Genomic DNA, 26543 nt, shown 5'->3' with positions numbered 1-26543 from the left:
ATTCTATGATATAATCACGCTGTAACACGAAATGGACTAATGGGTGGGAATGCACACATGAAATTGGAACGATTGATTTCTATGATCTACAAACTATTGAACCACGAAGTTTTATCTGCCTCCAAGCTGGCTGAAGAGTTTCAGGTTTCCCAGCGAACGATCTATAGAGATATCGATGTGATTTGTGCCGCTGGCATCCCGGTCGTATCGTATCAGGGTACTAAAGGTGGATATGGCATCATGGACGGATATAAAATGGATAAAAGCCTGCTCCGTTCGTATGATGTCACTTCTCTGATTACTGTACTTAACAGTCTTTCTTCCGTGTTTGAAGATGAGCATACGCAAGGAACCATTGAACGGCTGCAAACGATTGGAACGGAGCCACAGACCTCTAGTCTCGCGGTGGATCTTGAAACCCGGCGTACGGATCCTGACGCACTTCCTCTTTTACGTGCGGCTATATCGGAACGAAATGTTGTCCGTTTTGATTACATCAGTGTAAAAAATGAACGTACAACCCGTGAAATGGAACCAGTAAAGCTTCATTTTAAATATAGCAACTGGTACATCTATGGTTATTGCCGGGCTCGGCAGGACTATAGGGAGTTCCGACTTTCCCGGATGCTGAATTTGTTCCTGACGCAGGATACCTTTCATTCGCAACATGAGGTACCCAAAGAGGCTGGCTGTTCAAACAGGGCAGATCAGGTGGAGGAAATAGTGATCCGGGTAGGCCCTGAGGCTTTGGCAGAAGCTTTGGATCAGTTTCATCAAGTCGACAAGGAATTTCATTCCGATAAAAGCATGACGATGCGAATTCCTGTGTATAAGCCATTGGAAGCACGTTGGCTTTGGTCCATTCTGCTGAGTTTTGGCAGCGGCGCCGAAGTCCTCGAACCCCCTGCATTGCGAGGTATTTTAAAAGAGCAGCTTCAAAACACACTCAAACTTTATGAAGAAGTATGACAGTCTGATGTCATACTTCTTCTTTTATATTAACTACAGTAACAAAAAACAAATCCATGACCATTCAAAAGGAGAATGTACGAATGACAAATTATCCAGTAGAAATGTTTAAATACCACACATGGGCAAACCAAACTATCCTGGGGAGAATCAAGGAACTCCCGCCTTCTGTGCTAAGTCAAGAAGTGAACAGCTCATTTCCCACCATCGCTCATGCCCTTAGCCATATCTATGCGGTTGATACGATGTGGTATCTTGTATTAACAGGCACTGCCATGCCAGAGGCTTTTCAACAAAGTATCCCGCTAAATTTGAGCATTCTAGATTCTGTGGATGAATACGTAAATATCTTTGCCCAGCTATCGGAACAATACAAAGCATGGTTACACAATCAATCCGATTTGGAGCAAACCATTCTGCTTGACAATCCATTCGCCGGAATCCGCCAAACACGCCTATCAGAAATTGTGTTGCAAGTCGCCAATCACGGGACTTATCATAGAGGCAATGTATCTACTATGTTACGGCAGTTAGGCCATGCTTCCACCATGAATGACTATGCTCTTTTTTGGTATCAGGTTCCTGCAAAAGCAATTTAATCTCGGATGGGCAAGACGCTCCACTCCATACCTAGAAAGGAAATTGTATTTTAATTATGGAGATTAAAAATCTAATTACAGTAAAAACGAGAGAAGATTTAAGAGTTTGGCTGCAGGAGAATTCTAAGACTGAAAAATCTTGTTGGGTTCTCGTTAGTATGACGTCAAACCCAGAAACGTTGCTATATTTGGACGTAGTTGAGGAATGTTTGTGTTTTGGATGGATCGATGGAGTGAAAAAGAAAATTTCGGAAACGGAGCTGGCGCAAAGACTCTCTCCCCGAAGCAAAAGAAGCTCTTGGACTGAATTGAATAAAGAGCGTGTCCGCCGCCTCGAAAAGCTGGGGTTAATGAGTGCTGAAGGAAAACGGGTACTTCCTGATATGAACCCTGATTCTTTTATAGTAGATAAGATTATAGAGCAAAGGCTAAAAGAGGACAGTCAAGTATATGAGAATTTCACAGCCTTTCCAGCCCTTTATAAAAGACTTCGGATCGACACGATCCAAAGCAATAAACATCAGCCAGATTTATTTAAGATTAAATTAGACAAATTCATAGCAAACACTAAAGAAAATAAAATGTACGGGCAATGGCATGATAATGGACGTCTGCTAGATTATTAAGCTGCGCTAGATGCATGATCTCCTGCTGAGGCTTTCGGACTCCAATGACGCTATTTACTAATTTATCGCCTTTTCTGCAACTCATCGGACTCCAGCGCAGCTATTCCTTAGAAATGGGCTCTTATACGGTGATTTTTCCGCCATTAGGAGCTATACGGTCCGATAATACTCCAAATGGCGGATTTTCCTGCATATAAGGTCTGCTGAGTCCGATACCGCTGAAGTATAGTCATTTGCTCGGTCTATTGCTACTGCTACTGCTACTGCTACCATGATCTCCTGCTGAGGCTTTCGGACTCCAATGACGCTATTTACTAATTTATCTCCTTTTCAGCAACTCATCGGACTCCAGCGCAACTATTCCTTAGAAACAGGCTCTTATACGGTGGTTTTTCCGCCATTAGGAGCTATGCGGTCCGATAATACTCCAAATGGCGGATTTTCCTGCTTATAAGGTCTGCTGAGTCCGATACGCCGAAGAATGATCATTCGCTGGACTCCTGAGTCCGACACCGCCGAAGTATGATCATTCGCCGGGTCTACTGCTACCACTACTGCTACTGCTACCATGATCTCCTGCTGAGGCTTTCGGACTCCAATGACGCTATTTACTAATTTATCGCCTTTTCAGCAACTTATCGGACCCCAGTGCAGCTATTCCTTAGAAACTGGCTCTTATACGGTGATTTTCCCTCCAATAGGAGCTATGCGGTCCGATAATACTCCAAATGGCGGATTTTCCTGCTTATAACGTCTGCTGAGTCCGATACCGCCAAGTATGATCATTCGCTGGACTCCTGAGTCCGATACCGCCGAAGCATAGTCTTTCGCTGTCATTCGCTGTCTGATGCTACCGTATCCTAATCATCTGCGGATCAAACACCATCGACTCTTGATCATCTGCTAATCCTACAGTGCTACGTACGTGTAAATTCATCTGTTAATCCTAATGTGCTACGTACGTATAATTCATCTCTTATTCCGAAAGTGCTAAGTACGCGCGAATGGGATTGGTTCAGACGTTCAGGCAAAGTTTAGAGTTGAGAGCAGAGGTTTGGTTTAAGTTCAAAAAAGAGAGGTGCCCCAGCCATTTTCATGGCTTTTGGGCACCTCTTTTTATTGGATTACAGCCCTTCAGCCAGAATCCGTTTCAGGAACATCCCTGTGTAGGATTCCCGCACTTCAGCAACCTGCTCCGGTGTACCTTCAGCTACAAGCTTACCGCCCACAACGCCACCTTCAGGGCCAATGTCAATCACCCAGTCGGACTCTCGAATCAACTCTAAGCTGTGCTCCACAACTACGACGGTATTTCCCGTATCAACCAATTTGCTCAATAAGGTATGGAGCTGCTTGATGTCTGACGGATGAAGGCCTGTTGTTGGTTCGTCGAGCAGATAGAGCGTATGGTTTTTGGAAGGTTTGCTCAGCTCTTTAGCCAGTCTAATCCGTTGCCCTTCACCACCGGATAAGGTTTTGACAGATTGTCCCCATTTAAGGTAACCGAGACCTACCTCACACAATGTCTCGATAATCCCCGCCATTTTGGCTTCCGACTTAAGAATCAGCAAGCTTTCCTGTACGGACATGTCCAGCAGATCCGAGATGGAATATCCATCATATTTCACCTGGAGAACCTCATCCGTAAATCTTCTCCCCTTGCATGCGTGGCATTTAACCTCCAGATCGGGTAAGAAATTCATGTCTACAGTCAGCACCCCAAGACCCTGACAGGTTTCGCAGCGTCCACCCGGTGTGTTGAAGGAAAAATGCTTGGAAGTCAGTTTTCTTTTTTTCGCCTCCGGCAATGCAGCAAACAGCTGGCGCAGATGTGTGAATACATCTGTATATGTCGCTACATTAGAACGCAACATTCTACCCATGGGCGATTGGTCAAAGATCACTATATTTCCAACCGGATCTAAGCCCGCAATCTCCGCACAGCCTATTTGCTCATGTCCTTTCGCACTGCCTTGCGCAAGAATATCAAAGACTAGTGTCGACTTGCCTGAACCCGAAACCCCAGTTACAGAAACTAGACAACCTAGAGGAAATGAAACCTCCGGGATATCAATATTCCGGTACTGTGCCTGTCGGATGGTGATTTGTTTTCCGTCACCTTTCCGGCGAACGTATGCAGCAGTCTTATTACGCTCTTCTCTAAGATAGGCTCCCGTAACAGAAGTCTCGCTTACCATCAAATCCTCAATGCTGCCCTCGCCAACAACTTGCCCGCCGTCCAGACCAGCACCCGGACCCATATCAATAATATGATCGGCAGCGCGCATCATCTCAATATCATGCTCGATAACGAGCACCGTATTACCCAAATCGCGCAGCTCCTGAAGCACACGAATGAGGCCAACAGTATCCCGCGGATGAAGCCCGGTCGTCGGTTCATCTAGAATGTATAACACTCCAGTCAGACCTGACCCCAGCAATGAGGCAAGGCGCAGCCGCTGTGCCTCTCCACCAGAGAGGGAGACCGTCTGACGGTTCATGGAAAGATAACCAAGACCAACATCGATAATCCGTTTTAGTCGGGTAGGCATATCGTGAAGGATGGGTTCAAGCAGATGAAGTCCCTCGGTTGGCAAAGCCGCCTCCAAGCCTTTAGTCCACTCGTAAACATCGCTTAATGGCCAATCCGATACCTCCGTAATCGATGCGCCAGCTACCCGAACGAGACGAACTTCTTTTTTTAGGCGAGCGCCAAGGCATTCCGGGCATTGCTGCTCATGAAAAAATCCGCCGTCTTTTTCCTGTGTACCAGCTTCTCCTTCCTTCTCCTTGTAACGCCGCCACAAACCAGGAATGACGCCTTCAAATTTGGTGCCTTGAATCGGCTTAACATTGGGAAAATGGCGCTTAAACGCCTCACTTTCCACTCCGTAATACAACAAGTCGCGCTGAATTTCACCGTAATCTTTTAAGGGCTGATCCGGGTCAAACTCAAAGCCAAAATGCTTGCCAGCGGCCACTAATATACGCATCTGTATATCACGATGAACACCATTCAGCGAGGCAACACCACCCTCACGCATACTAAGTTCTGGATTAAACACCGCCGCTTCATTTATAGTTGCCACAGATCCAACACCACCGCAGGCTTCACAAGCTCCCTCCGGTTTATTAAAAGAAAAGTGGGACATGCCCAGCCTCTCAAGCTCAGCTCCGCAATGCGGACAACCCATCGTTTGACCATCCATTTCCTCGTCTTCCTCGATCAGCATTCCCCTCGCTTCAAAAGAAGGTGGGATGCTGCCACTACAGGAAGGACAAACCCGCTCGCCTAATCTGGAAAAGATAAACCGGACAAACGTATAGATGTCGGTAACTGTCCCAACTGTCGAACGGGGATTACGATTGGTGACATGTTGTCCAACACTAATGGACGGAGATAGTCCAATAATAGATTCCACCTTTGGTTTGCTGATCGTATCTGACGTCATGCCCATGGAATCCAAATACTGTCTTTGGCATTCCCGCTGAAGTGTATCCATAGCTAAGGTCGATTTTCCTGATCCCGAAGGTCCTGTCAGGACAACTAGCTTATACTTAGGAATCGTGAGCGAGACATTTTTCAGATTATTCTCTCTTGCACCTTTAATAACAATAGTCTCTTTCACATCTATTCCCCTCTCAATTCAACCCACTGGTTCGTAGTTATATCTTCTATCCATATGGTTGCCCAAAGCTGTTGGATTGCAATTATTTTGCAAAACATATCTAATTTCGATAGAATGTATTTGATAAATCACAAAATTTTCGAATAACTTTACAATCTAATATCTTGACTATCAAGATATAATTATTTTAAAAGGAGCGTTATCTTTTGTCAAGCCACGAACAACCTACACCAGAGCAGGAACAATTCACCTTGCTTATGCGCAGTTTGGGAAACCGAACGGTATTGTACCAACAAAATGTAGCCGCCTCACTCGGGTTATACAATAATGATTTCTTATCTATAGATATTCTACGGGAGAAAGGTCCGATCACTGCCGGAGAACTGTCTAAATTAACCGGTCTGACCACAGGCAGTGTTACGGCATTAATAGACCGGCTCGAAAAAAATGGCTATGTCCGCAGACAAAATGACCCGAATGACCGCCGTAAAGTGATTATTGTGCCATTATATGAGAATAAAGATGATGTCATTAATACGTACCAACCGCTCCATACCGCCATGGTTAAGCTCGCAGCTTCTTATACGGATGAAGAGCTCGCCCTTATTTCGCAGTTTTTAGGCCAAGCAAGTACGGTTCTGGAAGAGCAGATTGATCATCTTGGATCCACTGCGCGCGGCAAATCTTCTTCCTAAGATACGTATTTATACAAAAAAGGACGATATCCAAAAGTCATACGACTCTCTGGATACCGTCCTTTTTCATTTATTTTCTAATACCAATCGTTACAATTTCGTATGGACCGATCTGTAAGTCAAAGCTACCTTTCTCATCACTAGTGAATGGGTGGCTCTCCTCTTCAAGAATCGTCGTTTTATAGAAATACTGCTGTGGAATAGACGATTGGAAGGCCAGGTTGGTGTTCTGCTGACCCATGTTGTACCAACGCAGCAGTATGTCTCCAGTCTGCTCGTTCATTTTCAGTGAAGAAAATGCGAGTTCCTTACTCTCCCAATCAAATGGAGTATACACCGGCGCAACCACGCCTGCATGTACATCGGTCTGGCAAACAATCCACGGAACCTGGAATTGGTAAGCTTCAGCATAAGCACCAGAAGTTATACCCTCACCTGTGTGCGGGATAAGCTCCATACGAACAACTTGCTCTCCCAGACACTGCGCTTCTGGAGTTGGGAATAGCCCCCAGTCACCAAGTTCGCCAACAGAACGTATCAGCGTAATCGCAATAGTGTTACGCCCATCTCGCAGCACTTCATATTCATTTAATCCAAAATTAGCGACGGTTAGACCCGCTTTCCCATCACTAACATCAACAAAGGCTTGCTGATGTTGCGTGTTACTCGGATTCTTCCATTCTGTGGCTGGTTCAATTTTCCGCTCAGCAACCTCGAACATCGAATCAACACGATGCGTAGCAGCGTTCAAATCTGTCGGAAACAGTATACGAATCCGGTGATCTTTGGCCTGGTTATCTATTGTCGTTTCGATATACAATCCCTTTCCTCCCCGCTCCAAGGAGATTACAGTACGAAGTTTCAGAATGACTGTGTCACTACTGCGCTGAGCTTTGCGCTCCGGATAATAAACCAGTGCACGCTGCTCCTCATCCAGCTTATCATCTGCCGAGGCTGGAATCTCCCAGTTATGGTTAATTTCTATAGCGGCGCGAAACGATGTATTTTCCAGTACACAAATGTTAGCCTTCAGTCCTTTAGTCGTCAAAGCTTGTTCGGCCTCTGGCTGTTTGTACATATATTCATTGCCGATATCCCCGGTGTTTTCATATACACCAAGATCTTGATAGGTCACTCCACTAGTTTTGTCACTTAGCATAAACGAACCATCATCATTAATGACTACCTTGATAACGTCATTTTCCAGCACCCGATCTCCATATAGCAAAGATTCAGCGGCTATTGGCAGTTTTGCATCTGCTCGGCGAACCCAAGCATATGATCGAAGACCTAGCGCAGGAACTTCTACGGCTTCAAAGGTAAGTCTTACCCGGCGGCACATATACGGCTGACGGAACTTATCATCTGGCAAATCATAACTAAACTGAAGCCCCAAGTCCTCCAACTGGGAGGCAATGTTATTCCCTTGATCGTCTACTAACACACGACCGTGCAAGTCAATTCCAGTCATACGGCTAGCCGTTTCTTCCAGAGAGAACCCTTCTCGCAAATATAGACGCGCCACATCAAGTTCTACGCTCACAGTACCCGTGCGACTCCAACCCGTCATATTCATCGCTACTAGTGGAAGCACGTCTTCACCATATACTGTAAACCCGGACGTATCCACAGCTTCTGCAATCACTCGTTTACTATCCTCAACAATGGTCTCTGCCACATGACGGCTTTTGTCAAAACGGGTGACCATCTCACGGTGTACCTCATCCACGCTGCATCCACAAATACTATCATGCGGATGATTCTGCATTAATGTCTTCCATGCATAGGTGAACAGATGATGGGGGTACTCTTTCCCCAGTAAATGTGCGAACGAAGCAAGTGGCTCGGCCAACTTTTCAAGCAAGATTTGCCCTTCCTGATTCCTCTGTTTCAAATAGACACGAGCAGACGCGGTATTCACTAACGTTCCCCATCCATCGGTATGCTGGCTCCGCAGTTCGCCCTTTACAGTCGACAGATTGCTGCGATCCATTACACCCTCTACGGCCTTAAGGTAATCAGGAAAGTTCGAATGAATGAACTCCATATCTGGATACAACCGCTTCGCAGTTTCGATAGCCTCTGGCAAATCCAGTTGAGCCGGCTGATGATCACAACCATTCATGAACAGCAGCTCACCTGTAGAGGCAAACTTCCGCGCATCTGCCAGCTTTTTCTCCCAGAACACTTTGGCTTCTGCTTCATTTACAGGCACTTCGTTTCCGTTAGAATACCAATTGGCAAATAGGATGCCGAGCACTTTTGATCCATCAGGACCTTCCCAAATCAGCTCCGAGAATGAGGATTCGTAACCTCCATCCGACACCGTATTATTGAATCCAGTGGGCTTCACACCTCTTCCAAAAAAGGCATTATTGATGCCGGATTGCAGCATTAATTGTGGAGTCTGGCCGACTAGACCAAAGGTGTCCGGAAAATAACCGATTTTGGAGGGTTCCCCGTAACGCTTCGAATCCTGATGGCCAATCTGCATATTACGAACATTGGCCTCCCCACTGGTAAGGAACGCATCCTGCAAAATATACCAAGGTCCTATTAGAAGGCGATCTTCCGTAATATATTTCTGCAGCCGCTCTTGATTTTCGGGACGAACCTGAAGATAATCTTCCAGAATAATCGTCTGTCCATCCAGATAGAAACTCTTAAATTCGTTATCCTCATCCAACCGGTTCAGTAATTCATCAACCAGTTTCACTAAGCGTACATGATGCTTCTCATAGGGAAGATACCATTCCCGGTCCCAGTGTGTATGGGAAATGATATGGGCTGTCTGAGGGCTAATAGATTGTTTTGAACTTTCCAAAGTGAAGACCTCCTTATATGCAATGCGTTCTATCTACCAAGATGCTTAATGTAGAAGATGTGGATAATTGACATGAATCTCGACTTCCTGCGGGCGATAAACACCAAGCAAATCTCCTTTACTATCCGTAGCAAAGAGAACAGAACGTTCCTGTTCCAACACGAACGAATAAGTTCGGCCAGTGGCTGAATCCTTCACCTCGATCTTTGCATCCTGGGCATATTCCGACACGAAGGTAAAAAGTGCACCCGTAGCAAAGCTCAGTTTCCGTCCGTAGATACCCGCTAAGTCCCCACCACTAATCCATTCAAAATCACGTTCCAGAAAAGCAGCATTAACCGCATAGCGGTAAAGTGTAGCCGTAGTATCCCTACGCTCACTCAATTCAACTGGCAGTGGACTCCATAGGATTCGACCCTTGCCAAGCGGTATGTTCTCGACAGTGTCTATAGTAGAACTTCCACCATTTTGTTGAATGATCGTTTCCTTCGACACCTCAGCAATCCGTCGGTGACCGAAGGAGGCGGGGAGTTCTTGGCCTTGAAGGCTAAGCACTTCTTCGCGGCGAACATTACGCAATTCACGTTTGCCAAGAATATCACTCAACCGATCCGAAGAACGCCAGTAGGCATCAATGCTTAACGGTCCAGTGGCAAGCAATACCGCTCCTGTCTCTTCAACAATGTGTAACAACCGTTCCATCGCTGCATCAGCGAAGTTATGCGCGCTTGGCAGTATAATCAGCTTCGCAGGGTTCTTCTCTAAATCATCTAGGTGGTATTCAGAAGCCCCCCGAAAAGACATCTTGAGCTCATAAGACAGAATACGGGTAAGCTCTGTTGTAGCCGCAAAAGCCAACTTCCGATTAGAGAAATCATTCGAATAAGGGAACACCACCGCAATCTCTTCCAATTTCCGATCACCAAATATATCACGGATACCTTCTATAAACTTCCCGAAATTATAAGATACGTCTGCCTCAGGCTTCTCGGTTCCATCTGCTCTCAGTGCTCCGATATGGGACTCATTCGCATTATCCATATAGAAATTTGTATTCCAGATCCAGTGAATAGCTCCCGCACCTGCCGTTCCAAAAGCGTAAGCATACTTGCGTTCCAGCAAATTCCGCAGCTCTTGTTCTGAACGTTTGGCTCGGCCATCTGGAGTTTCTACATACATGACGCCTGTCTCCTGAATTAGGTTTGGCTTATTGGGGGTTTTGGCAAAAATGCCATCCCATATCAAATAGTCGTTAAACCACCAGGAGTGCACAGTAGTGTAATCTACCGCCTCCTCATAGAAAAACGGCGAAGGACGCTGCGCTCCTAGTCCCTCATCCTGGCCAACCGTAACCATCTGAGCTGGACATTGCTCCTTAATGGTATCGTATAATTGCTTCACCCAACGGTTATGCATTTCCATAGAGAACAAACAATAATCCAACCAGCGTGTTCCCCTCTTGGCACTGTGCATATCTTGTACGTCGAAGTTCATCTCTTTTGCTTCAGGCAGCCCTGCCGAAGCAAAGTCCGGAAGCTGTGCGGGCGTCATATTCCAGCGTTCCTGTAGTACTTCAATTTCCACATGTCTATGTCGAAGCCATTCTATGAAAGCTTGTCGCTCAAAGCGATCATGGCATGAACTCGGGCCGTCCGAGAAAATACGGTCCGGATCAAACATCGACGGTTCATTAATAAGATCCCAGTCTACATTCGAAGAATCTTTATGACGAGATACAATAGACCGAATAAACCGCTTCTGAGCTTCCACACTTTGTGGGTCCAGATAAGGGTTCACCCCTCCCCACGTTTCCGGTGTGAAGGAGAAAAACGTGAAAGTCACCTGAAGATCATGCTTTTTCGCCGTCATGATGAAGGCGTCGATCGCCCGCAATACTTCTTCCGAGACATGTCCATCGTCTTGCATCACATTGCGATAAGCTGTCCAGATCCCTGTACGGATCCAGTTAATCCCGGCCTTCCGCATCTGGCCCATATCACGATCCCAAACTCCGGCGTTCGGCAGAAAAAGAAATTTTCGCGCCACATCACTCGCCATATAAGTCATGCCGACCACTGGTAGCGGACGCCCATCTTTTATAAAATAATCTCTGCCGCTCGTTACCGGATGGCCTGCTGCCAGCAGCTCAGGAGCATGACCCCAGAACCCTTGGCGCAGAATCCGAACCTCACCATCACTGGCTTCTGCTTCACAGACAATCTGGTAGAGGCCCCTACTTATCTCCAAAGGAATAGGCAGACGCACCATGTTTAGTTCTGCATTCGCCTTCATTTCCAAACTCTGAGACCACTTCAAAGAGGTATCTGATTCATGCTCTACATGAATTGTGAAATTCCATGTATCTTCATTTCGCATAGAAGGTCTCACTCGTTCAAGCTGCTGAATCTGAAGGGTTAGGGAAGCACGTTCTCCTGATTCATAAGACGCGTAATTGGGCTTAACCCACATTTCCGTAACACCCTTGCTGCAGAAACGCGCCCAATTGGATATCGCGGAAGGACCTTTTTGCTCCCAAAAAGAAGCTGTTGCAGGTGTATTTACGAACAGCCAGCGTGAACCTGCATACAAACCGCTCGTATTCTCCCAAAGAACTACTGGGGCAGAAATTTCCCGACCTTCGGGCGTAACTCCTTTTAATAGCGGATAAATCCGTGTGCTCATCGGACCTGCCGAGCCCATTTGATGTGGTAAATCACTCGTCTTTGTCGTATGTGGCACGAGGTTCCATGTGTCTGCACTCGTTAGAAAAAGAGATTCTTGCCCCTTAAGCAGAGGAATGACATCCGAGGCAAGCAATGAATGGTTGCGTGAGCATTCAACACGAAGTGCCTCATGAATATACAGCTCCTGATGATAGGAAGTCTGCTCCGCTTCGACATGCCAACGGCCATTTTCCCAACGAACAGGTTGTTTGAAGGGTGCGCCTCCAATGCTAATCAACCCGCCACCTCTTTGCAGGTATTCAAGAATGGCTATCCAGGCCGCTTTCGGGAAATAGGGTGCATGCAGATTGATGAAACAGCCGCTTTTCGTTTCGTGCAGCGTTTGTGCAAGCTGATTCTCATTTACAATAGATCCGAACTCACTCATGGATGTAATCGCATCGCTAGGAATGGGACTGGAAATTGGAAAATCAGAATCATAAAATATGATTACAGGTCTGCTCAGGCTGCTCATAGTAGTCCTTCCTTCATCGTTTTATAGACAAGTTGGGAGAACAGGCTATTGGACCAGGCGAACCATTTTCTAGTGAACGTATTCGGATCATCAACATGGAATCCCTCATGCATAAAGCCAGTATCCGCATCTGTAGCTTCTAACATCGCAAGCATCTCCAGCTTTTCTTCCTTAGTTGATGCCGTCAAACCTTGCATCGATAATGCCATATGCCAGATGTAGTCTTTGGGAGTATGCGGACTGCCGATTCCCTTCGCTGCGGTTCCTTCAAAATAAAAAGGATTCTCCTTGCTCAGAGCAAATCGTCTCGTATTCTGATAAATTTGATCCTCTGCGGTAACATAGCCGAGATAAGGAATCGACAGGAGTCCTGGTGTTCCCGCATCATCCATCAAGCAGTAGTTGCCATAACCATCGGTCTCGTAGGCGTAGATTGGACCGAATTTCGGATGACGATAAATACCATACAATTGAATTCCGTGATCAATCTCAGCTTCTAATGCTTTAAGCTGTTCCAGAAATTCAAGATCACGGAATACCCATTCAGCGAATTCCTGCATATGACGTAATGCAACAACAGCGAACATATTCCCCGGGATGTTGTAATGAAAGTCGCATGCATCATCACTCGAGCGGAATCCGGACCAGACCATACCCGTGTAATTAACAGGCATACCTAGACCGTTATTACGCAGTGTATCTTCAGGAATCCCATTGTTACGCGTAAAGCGGTATGGAGATAATTCACTATGGCGCTGTTCAGTTTTGAACAGGTTGAATATTTTGAACATTGCTGCCTTAAATCCGGCGTCGAATATATCAGCCTTTCCGGTTTCTTTCCAATAGGCATAAACCAGACGCATGGAAAAACAAAGAGAATCGATCTCGAATTTACGCTCCCACACCCAGGGGGACATTTCCGTAATATCGCTAGTGCTCCAATGCCAATCATTCGCTGTCTCATTAAACGCATTGGCGTACGGATCGATATGAATATACTCGATATGACGTTTAATTAACCCGCCAATAATCCGCTGAAGATCGGGATCTTTTTTAGCAAAGGGCACGTAGTGCATAACCTGCTCCACAGAGTCTCGCAACCAAGAAGCCGGGATATCTCCTGTAATTACAAACGTTGTCCCATCATCCATAAGCTTAGTCGTTGTCTCAAGCGTATTGGGAAAACAGTTCTTAAAAAGCTGCAACAGCTTCGGCCGATGAGCTAACTTCTCCTCTGCTTCGTTCAATACTTCTTGAACCGCTTGAGGAAGCGGCAGCTTCGGCATAGAGATGGCGGGAAGTCGGAATTGTTCCATATTCTCACTCCTTCATAATAAATGGGGATAGATAGAGAGACGGGCAGCATAGCTGCCCGTCTCCACTAATCCTATTTGTGTTACCTTTAGTGATTAATCTTAGGCGTGTTACGTTCATTAGCTTATTTCTTTGTCTGGTTCCACTCATCAAGTTGCTTTTGAACTTCTGCAATAACTTTATCAAGTCCAGCTTCTTTAAATTTCTTCGCTGCTTTTGGCAGATATGTTTTAGGATCAACAGAACCTGTGTATAACGCAGGCATAAATTCTTTAGTTACGTTGTTGATAGCCGCTACTTCTGTTTTTACAGGTGTAGGATCAAATGCAAAACCGAAGGTAGGGGCTTCTTTTGAAGAATCATTAAACTTCTTGAAAGCATCCCATTTATCAGCAGGGTCATCAGCATGCAGATAAGTCAGTAACATGTTTCCAAGTGTGAAGCCTGGCATTGCATAGCTATCTTGCATAGCTGGCAGATCTTCAATGACATTGTCAGAGATTTTCTTATAATGTGTTCCTTCAATACCATAGTTGAGCAAATTGCGTAAGTACTTATCTGTATTCAAAAGATTCAAGAACATCATCGCGCGCTCAGGATCACCTGAGGTTACGGAAATCGCGTGCATCGAACCTGCGGCGGACTGTGTATATACATAAGGCTCATGCATAGGCGAAGTTACAATTTCATAACCTGCTGAACGAGACCAACCTTTTTCTGCATAAGGCTGTGTAATTTCGCGATCGGCAAACCATTTACCGGTCTTAATGTTATCAATACCTTCAAGTGTTGCAACGTCTGGGCGTAAGTAACCTGCTGTGTAAAGTCTACGCATCGTATCTAACGATGTTGCAAGTTCAGGTGTCTCCAGAATATTAACAACCTTGCCATCTGTGGAATCCATATAGACCCCGATAGGTAACTCATCACCTAGTACATAGTCAAATGGCATGAATGGTTTAAAGCCTTTAGGAACAGCTAGCGGTGTAATATCAGCCGGCTCGTTCTCTTTAATCGTTTTAAGAAGTGGCTCTAGATCATCCAATGTACGGATATTGGAAATGTCCATGTTGTATTTATCAACATATTTCTTATTGAAGCGCCATACCCATTGCTGTCCAAGCTCCTTATTTACAGGAACACCATAGATCTCACCTTTAATCTTAGTTCCTTCTAAGAAACGAGGGTCCAAAACTTCTTTCGTTTCCTTACCATACTTATCTAGCAGATCATTCAGACCCAAGAACGTACCGTTAGCAGCGTTACGACGGAAGTCATTTGTCCAAGAAGAGGTAAAGGCAATATCATAAGGCTCACCAGAAGCGGTGATGACTTGCATCTTCTTATCGTAATCGCCCCAATCGAACATCGTAATGTTCAACGTCGCGTTAATTTTTTCTTGGGTATATTTGTTAACTTCTTTTAAGACAAGATCCAAATCCTTTTGAGGCCCACCAATTAAATACATCTTCAACTCATATGGCTTTAATTCTGATGTGTTCCCTGCTGAATTCCCTGCTGCCGCTGAATTGTTTGTTTCTTTAGCAGCATTTGTATTATTATTCGAACCACATCCAGCTAGAAGGCCAGAAAAAAGCATTGTCCCTGCAAGAGCGAGTGTTAAACCTTTTTTCATTTTCATTTCTATTTTCCCCCTTTAGATTAATGAACGCTTTATTTATATCGATTCCTGTCCTAGCGATTCGAATAAATACATCTTAGTAGTGTTACTCCTTTAAAGAGCCCACGGTTAAGCCTTGTACAAAATACTTTTGGAAGAACGGATACGCTAGTGCTATAGGCAAGGTCGCCAGTACAACCATCGCCATACGAACGGTTTCTGTTGGCAAGGTTGCAGCAATCTCAAAGCTTGATCCCATCTGCATACTGTTCTGAATGACAAACTCCATATTATTCTGAATTCGCATCAGCATCGCTTGGAGTGGAACAAGACTCGCATCATCTATATACAGCAGGGCATTAAACCAATCATTCCAATAGCCCAGCGTACAGAACAATCCAATCGTTGCAATCCCCGGTAAAGAGATTGGAAGTACAATTTGCAGGAAGGTCCGAAACTCACCAGACCCATCAATTTTGGCAGCCTCAATGAGTGCATCAGGTACGCTAGTCTGGAAGAAGGTCCGCATTACTAGAATAAAGAATGCATTCATCGCGATGGGCAATATCAAAGCCCATATCGTGTTGTACAAATGTAAAAACTGCGTAGCCACGATATAGTTGGGAACCATTCCGCCTGAGAATAACATCGTGAAGAAGGCGAAGAAGCTGAAATAATTACGATAGCGAAATGATCTTCGAGAGAGAACATACGCATAAGTTGTTATTAGAAATAAACTAATGAGCGTACCTAGTACAGTAACCATCAAAGTAACTCCAAAGGAACGAAGCAATTGATCACCTGTGTTAAAAACAAACTGATAAGCTGCTAAACTATATTTTTCGGGTAACAAGCTAAATCCATTTAAAGCGAGTACTTTCTCATCTGTAAAAGAAATGGCTATGACAAACAAGAACGGAAACACACAAGTAAAAGCGAAGATGCCAATTATAATATTGAGTACCACATTCCATAAAGGAGTAATGGCGTTGTTGTCGATTTCTTTTGGCTTACGTTTGAATACTGCCATAACGTCACTAACTCCTTTCTAGAATATCGCATTCTCTTTGCTGATCTTTTTCACAATAGAATTCGTTACAAGCACCATGATAAATCCAACAATCGATTGATATAGACCCGCTGCTGTACTCATCCCTAGATTACCTGTCGTACTCATGCTGCGATAAATATAAGTATCGATAACATTCGTTACGGAGTATAGAACACCTGAATCCCGAGGGATTTGATAGAATAAACCGAAGTCCGATCTAAAAATACCACCAATCGCTAAAATCGTTAGCGTTACCATTAAAGGTTTAAGCAAAGGAAGTGTAATAAACTTAATCTGCTGCCATTTGCTGGCCCCATCAATCATAGCTGCTTCATAGTAGGACTTGTCGATACCCGCTATAGCCGCTAAGTAAACAACACTTGAATAACCAATTGATTTCCAAATCCCCATGAAAATTAGGATATATGGCCAAAAGCGAGTATCCCCATACCAGGAAATAGGATCGCCTCCGAAGTAAACAACCACTTGATTCAATATTCCTTTATCTACACTCAGAAAGCTGAAGGTAAAGAAACTAATAATGACCCAAGAAAGGAAGTAAGGCATAAACATCGCCGTTTGATAAACTTTAGCCATCCGTTTGTTCACAAGTTCATTTAAGGTGATCGCAATGCCCACCGCAAGAACTAAACCGAGAGAGATCAACGCCAAGTTATAAAGAATCGTATTTCTTGTAATGATATAGGCGTCCTCCGTCGAGAACAAAAAGTTAAAATTTTCAAGGCCAACCCACTTACTATTTAAAACGCTTGCAAAGAATCCATCCCGATGAATCTTGAAATCCTTGAATGCAATTACTGTTCCAAACATCGGTAAGTAGCAAAAGATCAGGAACCATAATGTCCCTGGTAATACCATAAACCAGAGTACTTTATCCTTAATTAAACTTTTGAAAAATGCAGGCATTATTCCACATCCCCCTTCTCTCTATCCCCAAACAACCCCTATATATCCCTTCGATCTTTTTCCCTCGCCCCTTTAACTACCCTTAATTCTGCGCTATAAAAGCGGTTTCATAAAGTTGAAAAACTCCAGAATCAGATGTAAAAATTAAAGATCCACAGCAGAAAGGACATTTAAAAAGTCTATTTCCCCTTAAATTTGAGCAAAAAAAAGGAAACATTCTCGTTATCAACGTCCATGAAGCCCATACTTGAACGTGATACTCAGGAACATTTCCTTTATTTTAGGATCTTGCTTTTTTGTACATATTCCGAAGCTCTGTCGGCGATACACCTACTGATTTTTTAAATTGGCGATAGAAATATGCTGGATCCGGATATCCTACTTCAGCTGCAATTTCGTTGGTTAGTAACGTAGTTTGAAGCAGCAATTGTCTTGCCTTTTCAATTCGAAATTGATTAACATAATCAGAGAAACTACGGCCCATTTCCTTCTGAAATAGCTGGCCCAAATAATTAGGATGCATTTCCATTCGCTGACTGAGCGTTTTCAGGGATAGCTCTTCTCTATAGTGTTTGCTTACTTGATCAACCATATATCTCATATTCGGACTGAGCTCATCATTTACTAATGATAATTGGTCCAGTGTTTCTTTCACACTTTCCTGCACATGGTGCACCAATTGCTCAATAGTATGTATGCGCAGCAATGGATTAAACACGGCACTAAAATTAGAGTTTTTCTCCATTTTCTTAGCAATCAACATTAACTCAATCGCTACGTTGTAATTATCAATGCGGGTAATCATGCCACAGCCAAACAGCTTTTCGAACGTTTCTGCGATAAATTGGTTCGTAGCCTCCCGGTCTCCAGATAATAATAATTTGTTGAATTCCTCATAATCAATTTCGAGCTTCTCCTCATGCAGAACCATCTTTGATAGTTGTTCCACATCTATAATCGGGTAACCCGGTAGCATAAGATGATCAACATATAAACTCTTCGCCTTTTTATAACTATTTGGGACTTCCTGAAAAGCATGCTCCTTACTTCCTATCGTTATCCAGACAGACTTTTCTAACTCATGCATAATCTCACATTGCACTTGCTCCAGTACACAATAAAGCTCTTCTTTGTTCTCAGCTTCAGCCCGCTCAGCAATAATAAGAACAAGATCACCTTCCATATCTATAAATACAATAACGGTTCCAAGTTGCTCTAATGACTTCACAGCGATACGATAACATTCATCCATAAGCTGATTCCTATGGAGTTTATCCTGGCCCTCATCGTCATCCTGTTCGGTGATAAGCCGAATCGCAGCCACCGTAAAAAATGAACAGTCCAGTGAGATATTTAAGACTTTTGAACGGTGCTGTAGCTCCTGCCGGCCTATATTGCCAGTTACCCAGCGGTTTAGAATATTATTGCGTAGAACTTGCCAATCCTCTTTAGCATGAAATTGTTCAACATCCTCTTGATTCAGCACTTCAACAATTTGTTCAATGGTTGATTCCAACTCATGTATATTAATGGGTTTGAGAATATAATTTTCAATGCCTAGACTCATTCCAGCTTTTAAATACTCAAATTGCTCATACCCGCTCAAGATTATAAACCTCATTTTTGAATCAAAAACCTTTATTTGCTGAATCAGTTCAAGTCCCGTAAGTTTTGGCATCGTAATATCAGTAATTAATATGTCGATCCCTTCATTATGATTGCGTAGAAATTCTAAAGCTTCTTCCCCATTAGACGCTTGTCCCGCGATTCTCAATCCATATTTTTCCCATTCAATCACTGAACGTAATCCTTCAAGAATAAGAGGTTCATCATCCACGATAAGTATATTGTGCATTATTAGTACTCTCCCTTACTACTGGTATATTCATGATGACTATTGTTCCTTTATTTACTTCACTAGCGATCGTTAAACCATATTCAGTCCCATAATAAAGTTTAATTCGTTCATTCACATTACATAGGCCTACCGAAGAAGGAGGTTCATCCATTCTCATACTGACTTGAAGCATTTGCTGTAGCTCTGTCAGCTTGCTGGCAGTAATTCCATTCCCATTATCACTTATAGCAATTAGAATTTCCCCGCCAGATTCAGTAACTTCAATACGGATGAGATTGCCAAAACGGTCAGGTCTAAATCCGTGAACAATATAATTTTCAATGACCGGTTGGATGAGCAATTTAACGATAGAACAATTCATGGCAACTGGACTTATTTGTGATATGATTTGGAGCCTATCTTTATGTCTAATCTGAAACAGCTCCAGATACAAATTGCAGTATTCAATCTCATCAGATATTGTAACGACCATGCTTTTCTTAATCATCGTTCGAAATAATGTCGATAAAATGTAAATCATCTGACCTACATCCTTCGCTCCTTGCGTAATTGCCCGCATCCTAATCGCCTCAAGTGTGTTATATAAAAAGTGTGGATTAATCTGCGATTGAAGTGCAACTAGCTCTGCATTTTTCTGCGTAAGCTCCGAAATGTACACTTTATTAATATAGAGTTCTAACCTTTCACACATATAGTTAAAGTTGTTGGCAATTAGCTGCAATTCATCTTCTCGATTTAGGTGAATACGTGTGCTTAAATCACCTTCCTGTAAGCGCTTCATAGATTTGATAATGATCTTCACTTTTTTAGAAAAACGTAAAATAATTCCGTATGTAAAAGACATTGCAGTAATAATAAGCGCTGTGGTAATCCCGATAATCCAAGTTCGAACCGTTTTCATTTCGTTGTTGACCTGTGACTTCTGAATGATCCCTGCCATAATAAGACCTGAGCTATTCGTTGTATTTAAGTTAACCTTGGAGATCCCATCCAGTGTTGTCCAACCATCCGCATGAAGCGCATCGAGATGTGGATATCGCTGTCCCATATACCTTCCCAATGAATCATATATAACGTCACCGCTTGGGGTTAAGACCAACAATTGACCATTATTTTCTGCAACTTTTGTGCCAAGCCATTTTGAAATAAGTTCTGCGTCAAAATCTACTATGAGCATCCCGATCGTTTTCAGTGTAATCGGATCTTTAATTTCCCTAGTCATTGTATACAAATTGTTATTGTCTTCTCTTATTTCCTTAAGCACTAATTTGGTTTCATGCGAGACCCAGCCATTCTTCGTTAAGGATAACTTTTGCTTAGAACCGTCCATGTCGCTCAAGTAGAATTGTCGGGTATTATTTTTATATAAATAATAAAATTCTTTCTCTGTACTGTATAAAATAACGTCATAAATCCCGTTTTTCTGATTCAAATAGGTTTTGAAATAAGTATCGAACGTATGAGGAACGGAGCTCCCTATGTCTGCATATTGATCTAAACGGTATTTAAGATAATCCCCATAATCATTTTGCAAAAAGTAGGACAAATCCTCACTAACAGAGGCATCGCTATAAATTTGCTGGATGGCTACCTGGATGCTTTCGTACTGCTGATTCATATACAAACTTACATAATCCAGCACCTCCCGATTGGCATCTACATGTTGGCGAGTGATCGTCTGTTCATAGTATTTATATACGGTAATGGATGAGGCAATTAACGTAATTATGATGATCGAAGAGTATATAGCTAAAATTTTATTGAACAGTTTTTTCTGCAAATGGTTTTGATAAAATTTCTTTACATTCAACAAAGCCACCTTCTTTCTGAATATCACCTTTAGGATTAGAAGCTTAACATCACACTTCTTTTTCTGCAATGGAAGCGCATGCATTTTTTAATTTATATATTCTAGCGCTCCAACTTTTCTCTCCACCGAGAGTTTACAACTCACACAAAATCGTCTATAGTTGATTTCTACCCCCCAAACAAACCTATAATAACCCAAATAGATCTTAATTTCCTCGTCCCCCATCAACATATTGGAGGGGCTATTACTCATGTTTCTAACCAAACGCAAACTCAACTCCCAACTAAACGAAATTTCCGAATATCGTTACCGGGATCGTATACACATTCCTTTTTTCAACTCTATGATTGACGAACAAGGTGAAATTGCAGCCGAACCGCCCGTGGATGGAGAATGGTCTAAGCTACGAGTTGGAGATACTTGGAAAGGCCGCGATTTGTATTTATGGCTAACGACAAATATAGAAGTACCCGCTACTTGGGCAGGCCGTAGAGTACTGGGTCGATTTGATTTTGGCGAGACGGGTGCTGGAAATAACTCCGGATTTGAATCCTTATTCTTTTTCAACGGCAAACCCTATCAAGGTGTGGATTCCAATCATACCGAAGTGTTCTTGCCAAATGAAACGGCAGGCACTCAGCTTCCACTGACCTTCCGGTTATGGTCGGGACTCGAAGGTGGCGGCCCAAAAAAGGATCAGACACATGGGATTCGCATGGCTGAAATTTGTTGGCTGGATGAACCAACGGATGATTTCTATTTTACCGCGCTTGCTGTAGTTGAGACGCTGAACGTACTCGATGCCAAAACACCAGAATATACACAACTTATGAGTGCAGTAGACCGCTCCTTTCTTCTGATCGACTGGTCTCGTCCAGGTTCAGACAACTTCTACGCTTCGATCGGGGAAGCCCGCAATTATTTGCGTGATGAAATTAACAAAATGGAGAAGTCCTCACCCGTCACAGTTACCTGTATTGGCCATACCCATATTGATGTAGCTTGGTTGTGGCAATTGAAACACACCCGTGAAAAATGTGCGCGTTCCTTCTCAACCGTACTACGTCTGATGGAAATGTTCCCGGACTATACCTTTTTACAGACTCAGCCGCAACTCTATGAATATATCAAAAATGACTATCCAGAAATCTATGAAAATATTCGTGAACGTGTGGCTGAAGGACGCTGGGAAGCTGGCGGCGGCATGTGGCTTGAAGCAGATTGCAATTTGACCTCAGGAGAGTCTCTAGTCCGTCAATTACTCTATGGAACTCGCTTCTTACGTAATGAATTTGGGGTTGAATGTGACTATTTATGGCTGCCGGACGTATTTGGCTACAGCTGGTCCTTGCCACAAATTCTAAAAAAATCAGGAATTAATACCTTCATGACCACAAAAATTAGCTGGAATCAATATAACCGGATGCCACATGATACCTTTCAATGGCGTGGGATTGATGGCACAGAGGTGTTAACACACTTTATTACAACACCAGAGCCTTGGTCCGAAGAAGATTCTTGGTTCTACACTTATAATGGCCGGATTATTCCTAAGACTGTAAAAGGAATTTGGGATACTTACCGGGATAAAGAAGTAAATCGCAATCTGTTACTTTCTTACGGATATGGCGATGGTGGCGGGGGTGTGAACCGTGAAATGCTAGAGATGCGCCGTCGGTTAAACGATCTTCCCGGTCTGCCGAAGATTGAAACAGGAACAGCGGGAGACTACTTCCGTACCCTGCAAGAAACTGTTGCAAATACAGATCGTTATGTCCATGTATGGGATGGCGAGCTTTACTTAGAATATCACCGCGGCACCTACACAAGCCAAGCCTACAATAAGCGGATGAACCGTAAGCTTGAACTGCTATACCGTGAGGCGGAATGGCTAAATACACTGCAAAGTGTGATGACAGGTGACTGGTCTAACTATCGTCAGACCGATTTAGACGAGGGCTGGAGAATTATTTTGCGCAACCAATTCCATGATATTATTCCGGGCTCTTCGATTCGTGAAGTGTATGAAGACAGTACAATTGAGTATACACAAGCAGAAGCAATAGGTCAGTCTGTCTGGGAGCAATCCAGTAAGGCACTTGTGAGCGGAAATGAAGCCGGTAAATATACGATCTGGAACAATGCTGCTTGGGAGCTGACAGAACTCGTAGAAATTACTGTTGAAGCCGGGATGGAAACAGGACATTGGATAAGCTCAGAAGGAAAACAACTACAAGCTCAGCGTGAAGGTGACCGCTGGATCGTTGAAGTATCTAACATTCCTTCTCTTGGATACACAACGATCTCCTTCGTAGAAGATGTGAATTCTAAGTCACTAAGCGCTCCATTCAAGCTAAATGAATCAGGAATCTCAACGCCTCACTTCGAAATTGAGTGGAACGAACAAGGTCAATTAGTATCCATCTATGATATAAATGAACAAAGACAAGTATTAGCAAACGGAAGTCACGGTAACGTGTTCCAAGTGTTTGAAGATAAACCCCTAGCCCATGAAGCTTGGGACATTGACATCTACTATCAGCAAAAGAAACGTGAAGTCACCGACTGCCGCAGCATTGAAGTCATAGAAAAGGGTTCACTGCGATGTGTTGTACAATTCACATGGAGTTATATGGATTCCACGATTAAGCAGCAAATGATCTTACATGCACACCATCGTCGTATCGATTTCGTGACAAAGGTAGACTGGCATGAGCGACAACAGCTAATGAAAGTAGCTTTCCCTGTTGCGATACGAGCTACCGAAGCCACTTATGATATCCAGTTCGGTAATGTTACGCGTCCAACACATTGGAACACTAGCTGGGATTACGCTAGATTCGAGACTGTGGGGCATCAGTGGGCAGATTTATCAGATCGTGGTTATGGCGTTAGCTTGCTGAACGACTGCAAATACGGTTATGACATCAAGGATAATGTGATGCGTCTGTCCTTAATCAAATCGGCAACGCACCCTGACCCTGAAGCGGATCAAGGCGAACATACTTTCACCTATTCTATCCTGCCTCATACTGGGGATTGGCTACAGGGTGACACCGTCCGTCAAGCTTGGTCCGTCAACAACCCTCTACGGAGCACCATGGGTCAAGCAGAAGTAGCAACCAAGTCGCTTATTCGCCTTTCTACTCAAAAGGTTATGGTTTCTGCGATCAAGAAGTCTGAGGATGGTCAAAAATTAATCGTACGTGTGCACGACTATTCCGGAAGCCGCCAGCAAATTGATATGACTAGCGACTTGAATATTATTTCGTGGCAAGAGTGTAATCTAATGGAGCGTCCTGAAGGGGAAGTCCACACTGAACCTGTCATTACTTTTATACTTGAACCTTACGAACTAAAAACATTTGAAATCGAAGCAGCAAAATTAATAAAGTAACATACACAATCGAGGTGTCCCTGTAGCCATGGATCAAAGGCTGCGAGGACACCTCTTTATATATTTTCTCACGATTGTTTTATGATTTTAGGTATACACCTTGTGTAATGAGTGATCTTGACGTATACTCCGAGTAAGGGAGAGATGGATATGAGAAAAATGAGGAAAATCACAATATTCACAGGTATTGGATTATTCAGCCTTGTTTTGATTGCCATGTTTGCAATCAGCGCTTTTGTAATCAAAAGACCGGCGACTACCACCCCCGTAATCGCGGAAGTGAAGCCTTACAAGTGGAATAAAGTCACGCTAGACGGAAATGTCATATCAAGTGATGGATCAGAGTATTTTTTGTGGAATAAAAAGGGTGAAAATAATAACTGGATCATCTTTTTTTCCGGTGGCGGAGCCAGCTGGGATGCCCAAAGTGCCGCACACCCCATCAAGCTTATGAACTTTATTAAAGGTGGAGATACAGGCAACTATTTCCAGAACATCCCCTTCTATATGTTGACATTGCTGAGAGGCATGATGGATACGGATAACCCTGCCAATCCTTTTCATGGCTGGAATGTGGTCTACCTTCCCTATTCAACCGGTGACTTCCATATCGGCAACCGCACAGTTGAATATAAAAAAGATGACGGCAGCCCCTTTACTATGCGTTATAACGGCAGCAATAATGTGCGAAGCAGCCTCGATTGGATATATGCCAACGTGGATAAACCCGGCAAACTACTGATTGCTGGCGAAAGTGCTGGTGGCTTCGGGTCCGCTTTTTGGGCTCCCGAGATCGCCTCTCATTACAAGAACTCCGAGATTTTCCAATATTCAGACAGTTCCTTCTTGAAATCAGACAAGTGGCCAAATGTTGTGAAGCAGGAATGGCAGGCAGACTTCGTGAAGAACTTCGGATATGCCCCTGAAGCGGATATCATCGGGGCAGCTTTTAAAGCGAACGGCCATCTACTTCCTGCGAATGCGATAATATTGCAATCCTACTCGGTATTTGACGAGATTCTAATCCACTTTCAGAACAATATCAACGATTACAAGGGGCCAAGAGATCAAAGCATCATTAATGAGTGGTCACAGGAAATGCGGCAATCTGTTTCTTCTTTGGCAGCCACTTTACCTAATTATTATTACTATCTCACCGACTATGGACTGAACGCTAAGACGGGTACAACTCCGCACACTTTTGCCACCAGAGAGACCTTCTTTCAGGCTGAACAGGATGGTGTGAAGCTTCTGAATTGGTTAGGTGATGCGATCAACCGGCAGAACCCCTATTCAGTGGGCAGCAAATTCCTCATGAATTCGAAGCCAGCTCAGAAATAGTGCTAGAAGCAGCGGAAGAGTTGCAACAAGACAGGAGAGAAAATCAATGAATTTGCGGGAAAAGCAAATGCAAATGACAAGGGAGATCATTAAGGATACAGCGCTTAGCTTATTCTGTGCTCAAGGTATTGAGCGCACGGATATGGCACAGATTGCGGAACAAGCCGGCATCTCCCGGCGTACTTTGTATCATCATTATAAAGACAAGGAAGAGTTAGCCGCTCAAATCTATGTCCTTAATCTGGAGCGGATGTTTGGACAGCTGCTGTTTGATTTTGATTTTGAACACCCTGTACAGTCATTGGAGAACATTCTCGATAAATATCTGGCATTAAGAGATCAGCAGGAAGCCCTGATCTACTATGATGCCATTTTTGGAGTTTACTACAGCACGCTTTCCAAAAATCCCGCGGAACTTCCTGACTTTAAGCAGGCTATGGAAGGCTGGTATTCACGGTTAATTCTCCTTGAGTCCATATCAGTCGCTCCGGAGGAAAAAAATAAGTGGCTGGACATTCTGCACAAGTCCACCCACCTGTATTTCATGTATTTACAAAAAGCCGTCATTATTACTCATCAGCGGGGGGGTGTGGTTACGGAGGAAGATCGGGTTATGGACCGGCAATTCAAGGATTTCATTATGTTTGGCGTACGGCAATCCAAGAATCAGACAAACCCTTAATT

17 protein-coding genes are annotated in these 26543 nt (G+C 43.7%); 7 read left to right on the top strand and 10 right to left on the bottom strand.

The genetic code is table 11. The features are described 5' to 3' along the window. Positions 1–57 precede the first annotated feature (57 nt). The 3 genes from MHI51_RS11410 to MHI51_RS11400 all read left to right on the top strand — a co-directional run bounded on the left by MHI51_RS11410 (position 58) and on the right by MHI51_RS11400 (position 2194). Complete coding sequence (locus MHI51_RS11410) at positions 58–969, top strand: YafY family protein (RefSeq protein ID WP_076219801.1); 912 nt, start codon at positions 58–60, stop codon at positions 967–969. 83 nt (positions 970–1052) lie between these two features. Then, positions 1053–1568: a DinB family protein gene (locus MHI51_RS11405; RefSeq protein WP_076130596.1), complete on the top strand. Its 516-nt coding sequence runs from the start codon at positions 1053–1055 to the stop codon at positions 1566–1568. A 56-nt stretch (positions 1569–1624) separates the two neighbouring features. Beyond that, positions 1625–2194, top strand: coding sequence for a YdeI family protein (locus tag MHI51_RS11400; protein WP_405173884.1), 570 nt, complete (start codon positions 1625–1627; stop codon positions 2192–2194). Between the two features lie 378 nt (positions 2195–2572). Here MHI51_RS11400 and MHI51_RS11395 read toward each other — a convergent pair whose 3' ends face one another. Together MHI51_RS11395 and uvrA are read right to left on the bottom strand one after the other, a co-directional pair. Then, the gene (locus MHI51_RS11395; RefSeq protein WP_341002045.1) at positions 2573–2764 is read right to left on the bottom strand and encodes a hypothetical protein; all 192 of its coding nucleotides are present in this window, start codon (positions 2762–2764) and stop codon (positions 2573–2575) included. Positions 2765–3318: 554 nt separating this feature from the next. Further along, entirely contained in the window at positions 3319–5823 is a 2505-nt protein-coding gene (gene uvrA / locus MHI51_RS11390) for an excinuclease ABC subunit UvrA (protein ID WP_405173883.1), read from the bottom strand. Between the two features lie 257 nt (positions 5824–6080). On the opposite strand from uvrA, the gene MHI51_RS11385 reads away from it, so the two are divergent. Beyond that, positions 6081–6518 carry a MarR family transcriptional regulator gene (locus MHI51_RS11385; protein ID WP_405174055.1) on the top strand — a complete coding sequence of 146 codons (438 nt, stop codon included), beginning with the start codon at positions 6081–6083 and terminating at the stop codon, positions 6516–6518. A gap of 70 nt (positions 6519–6588) precedes the next feature. On the opposite strand, the gene MHI51_RS11380 is transcribed toward MHI51_RS11385, so the two are convergent. The 8 genes from MHI51_RS11380 to MHI51_RS11345 form a co-directional block, all read right to left on the bottom strand. Continuing rightward, positions 6589–9342, bottom strand: coding sequence for an alpha-mannosidase (locus MHI51_RS11380; protein ID WP_405173882.1), 2754 nt, complete (start codon positions 9340–9342; stop codon positions 6589–6591). 45 nt (positions 9343–9387) lie between these two features. Continuing rightward, positions 9388–12540 carry a beta-galactosidase gene (locus MHI51_RS11375; RefSeq protein WP_405173881.1) on the bottom strand — a complete coding sequence of 1051 codons (3153 nt, stop codon included), beginning with the start codon at positions 12538–12540 and terminating at the stop codon, positions 9388–9390. After that, positions 12537–13856, bottom strand: coding sequence for a glycoside hydrolase family 125 protein (locus tag MHI51_RS11370; RefSeq protein WP_405173880.1), 1320 nt, complete (start codon positions 13854–13856; stop codon positions 12537–12539). Before MHI51_RS11370 ends, MHI51_RS11375 begins: the two co-directional genes overlap by 4 nt. Positions 13857–13978: 122 nt before the next feature. Then, complete coding sequence (locus MHI51_RS11365; RefSeq protein WP_076129999.1) at positions 13979–15496, bottom strand: ABC transporter substrate-binding protein; 1518 nt, start codon at positions 15494–15496, stop codon at positions 13979–13981. Positions 15497–15581: 85 nt separating this feature from the next. Next, entirely contained in the window at positions 15582–16505 is a 924-nt protein-coding gene (locus tag MHI51_RS11360) for a carbohydrate ABC transporter permease (protein WP_038569957.1), read from the bottom strand. Between the two features lie 18 nt (positions 16506–16523). Then, positions 16524–17453 (bottom strand): sugar ABC transporter permease, encoded by a 930-nt coding sequence (locus MHI51_RS11355; protein ID WP_076129998.1) that lies wholly within the window; start codon positions 17451–17453, stop codon positions 16524–16526. A gap of 280 nt (positions 17454–17733) precedes the next feature. Beyond that, positions 17734–19308: a response regulator gene (locus tag MHI51_RS11350; RefSeq protein ID WP_405173879.1), complete on the bottom strand. Its 1575-nt coding sequence runs from the start codon at positions 19306–19308 to the stop codon at positions 17734–17736. After that, positions 19283–21121, bottom strand: a complete 1839-nt coding sequence (locus tag MHI51_RS11345) for a sensor histidine kinase (RefSeq protein WP_405173878.1) — start codon at positions 21119–21121, stop codon at positions 19283–19285. The genes MHI51_RS11350 and MHI51_RS11345 overlap by 26 nt, the downstream gene beginning before the upstream one ends. 250 nt (positions 21122–21371) lie before the next feature. On the opposite strand from MHI51_RS11345, the gene MHI51_RS11340 reads away from it, so the two are divergent. The 3 genes from MHI51_RS11340 to MHI51_RS11330 all read left to right on the top strand — a co-directional run bounded on the left by MHI51_RS11340 (position 21372) and on the right by MHI51_RS11330 (position 26541). After that, on the top strand, positions 21372–24518 hold the full coding sequence (locus MHI51_RS11340) for an alpha-mannosidase (protein ID WP_341002040.1): 3147 nt from the start codon (positions 21372–21374) through the stop codon (positions 24516–24518). Positions 24519–24668: 150 nt separating this feature from the next. Then, positions 24669–25859, top strand: a complete 1191-nt coding sequence (locus tag MHI51_RS11335; protein ID WP_179087384.1) for a pectin acetylesterase-family hydrolase — start codon at positions 24669–24671, stop codon at positions 25857–25859. Positions 25860–25905: 46 nt separating this feature from the next. Beyond that, complete coding sequence (locus MHI51_RS11330) at positions 25906–26541, top strand: TetR/AcrR family transcriptional regulator (protein ID WP_076129994.1); 636 nt, start codon at positions 25906–25908, stop codon at positions 26539–26541. The last annotated feature ends 2 nt before the right edge of the window (positions 26542–26543 follow it).

Origin of the sequence: Paenibacillus sp. FSL H8-0260 (assembly GCF_045040625.1) — a bacterium.
Taxonomy (GTDB): domain Bacteria; phylum Bacillota; class Bacilli; order Paenibacillales; family Paenibacillaceae; genus Paenibacillus_AQ; species Paenibacillus_AQ odorifer.
This window is presented reverse-complemented; position numbering and strand designations above follow the sequence as displayed.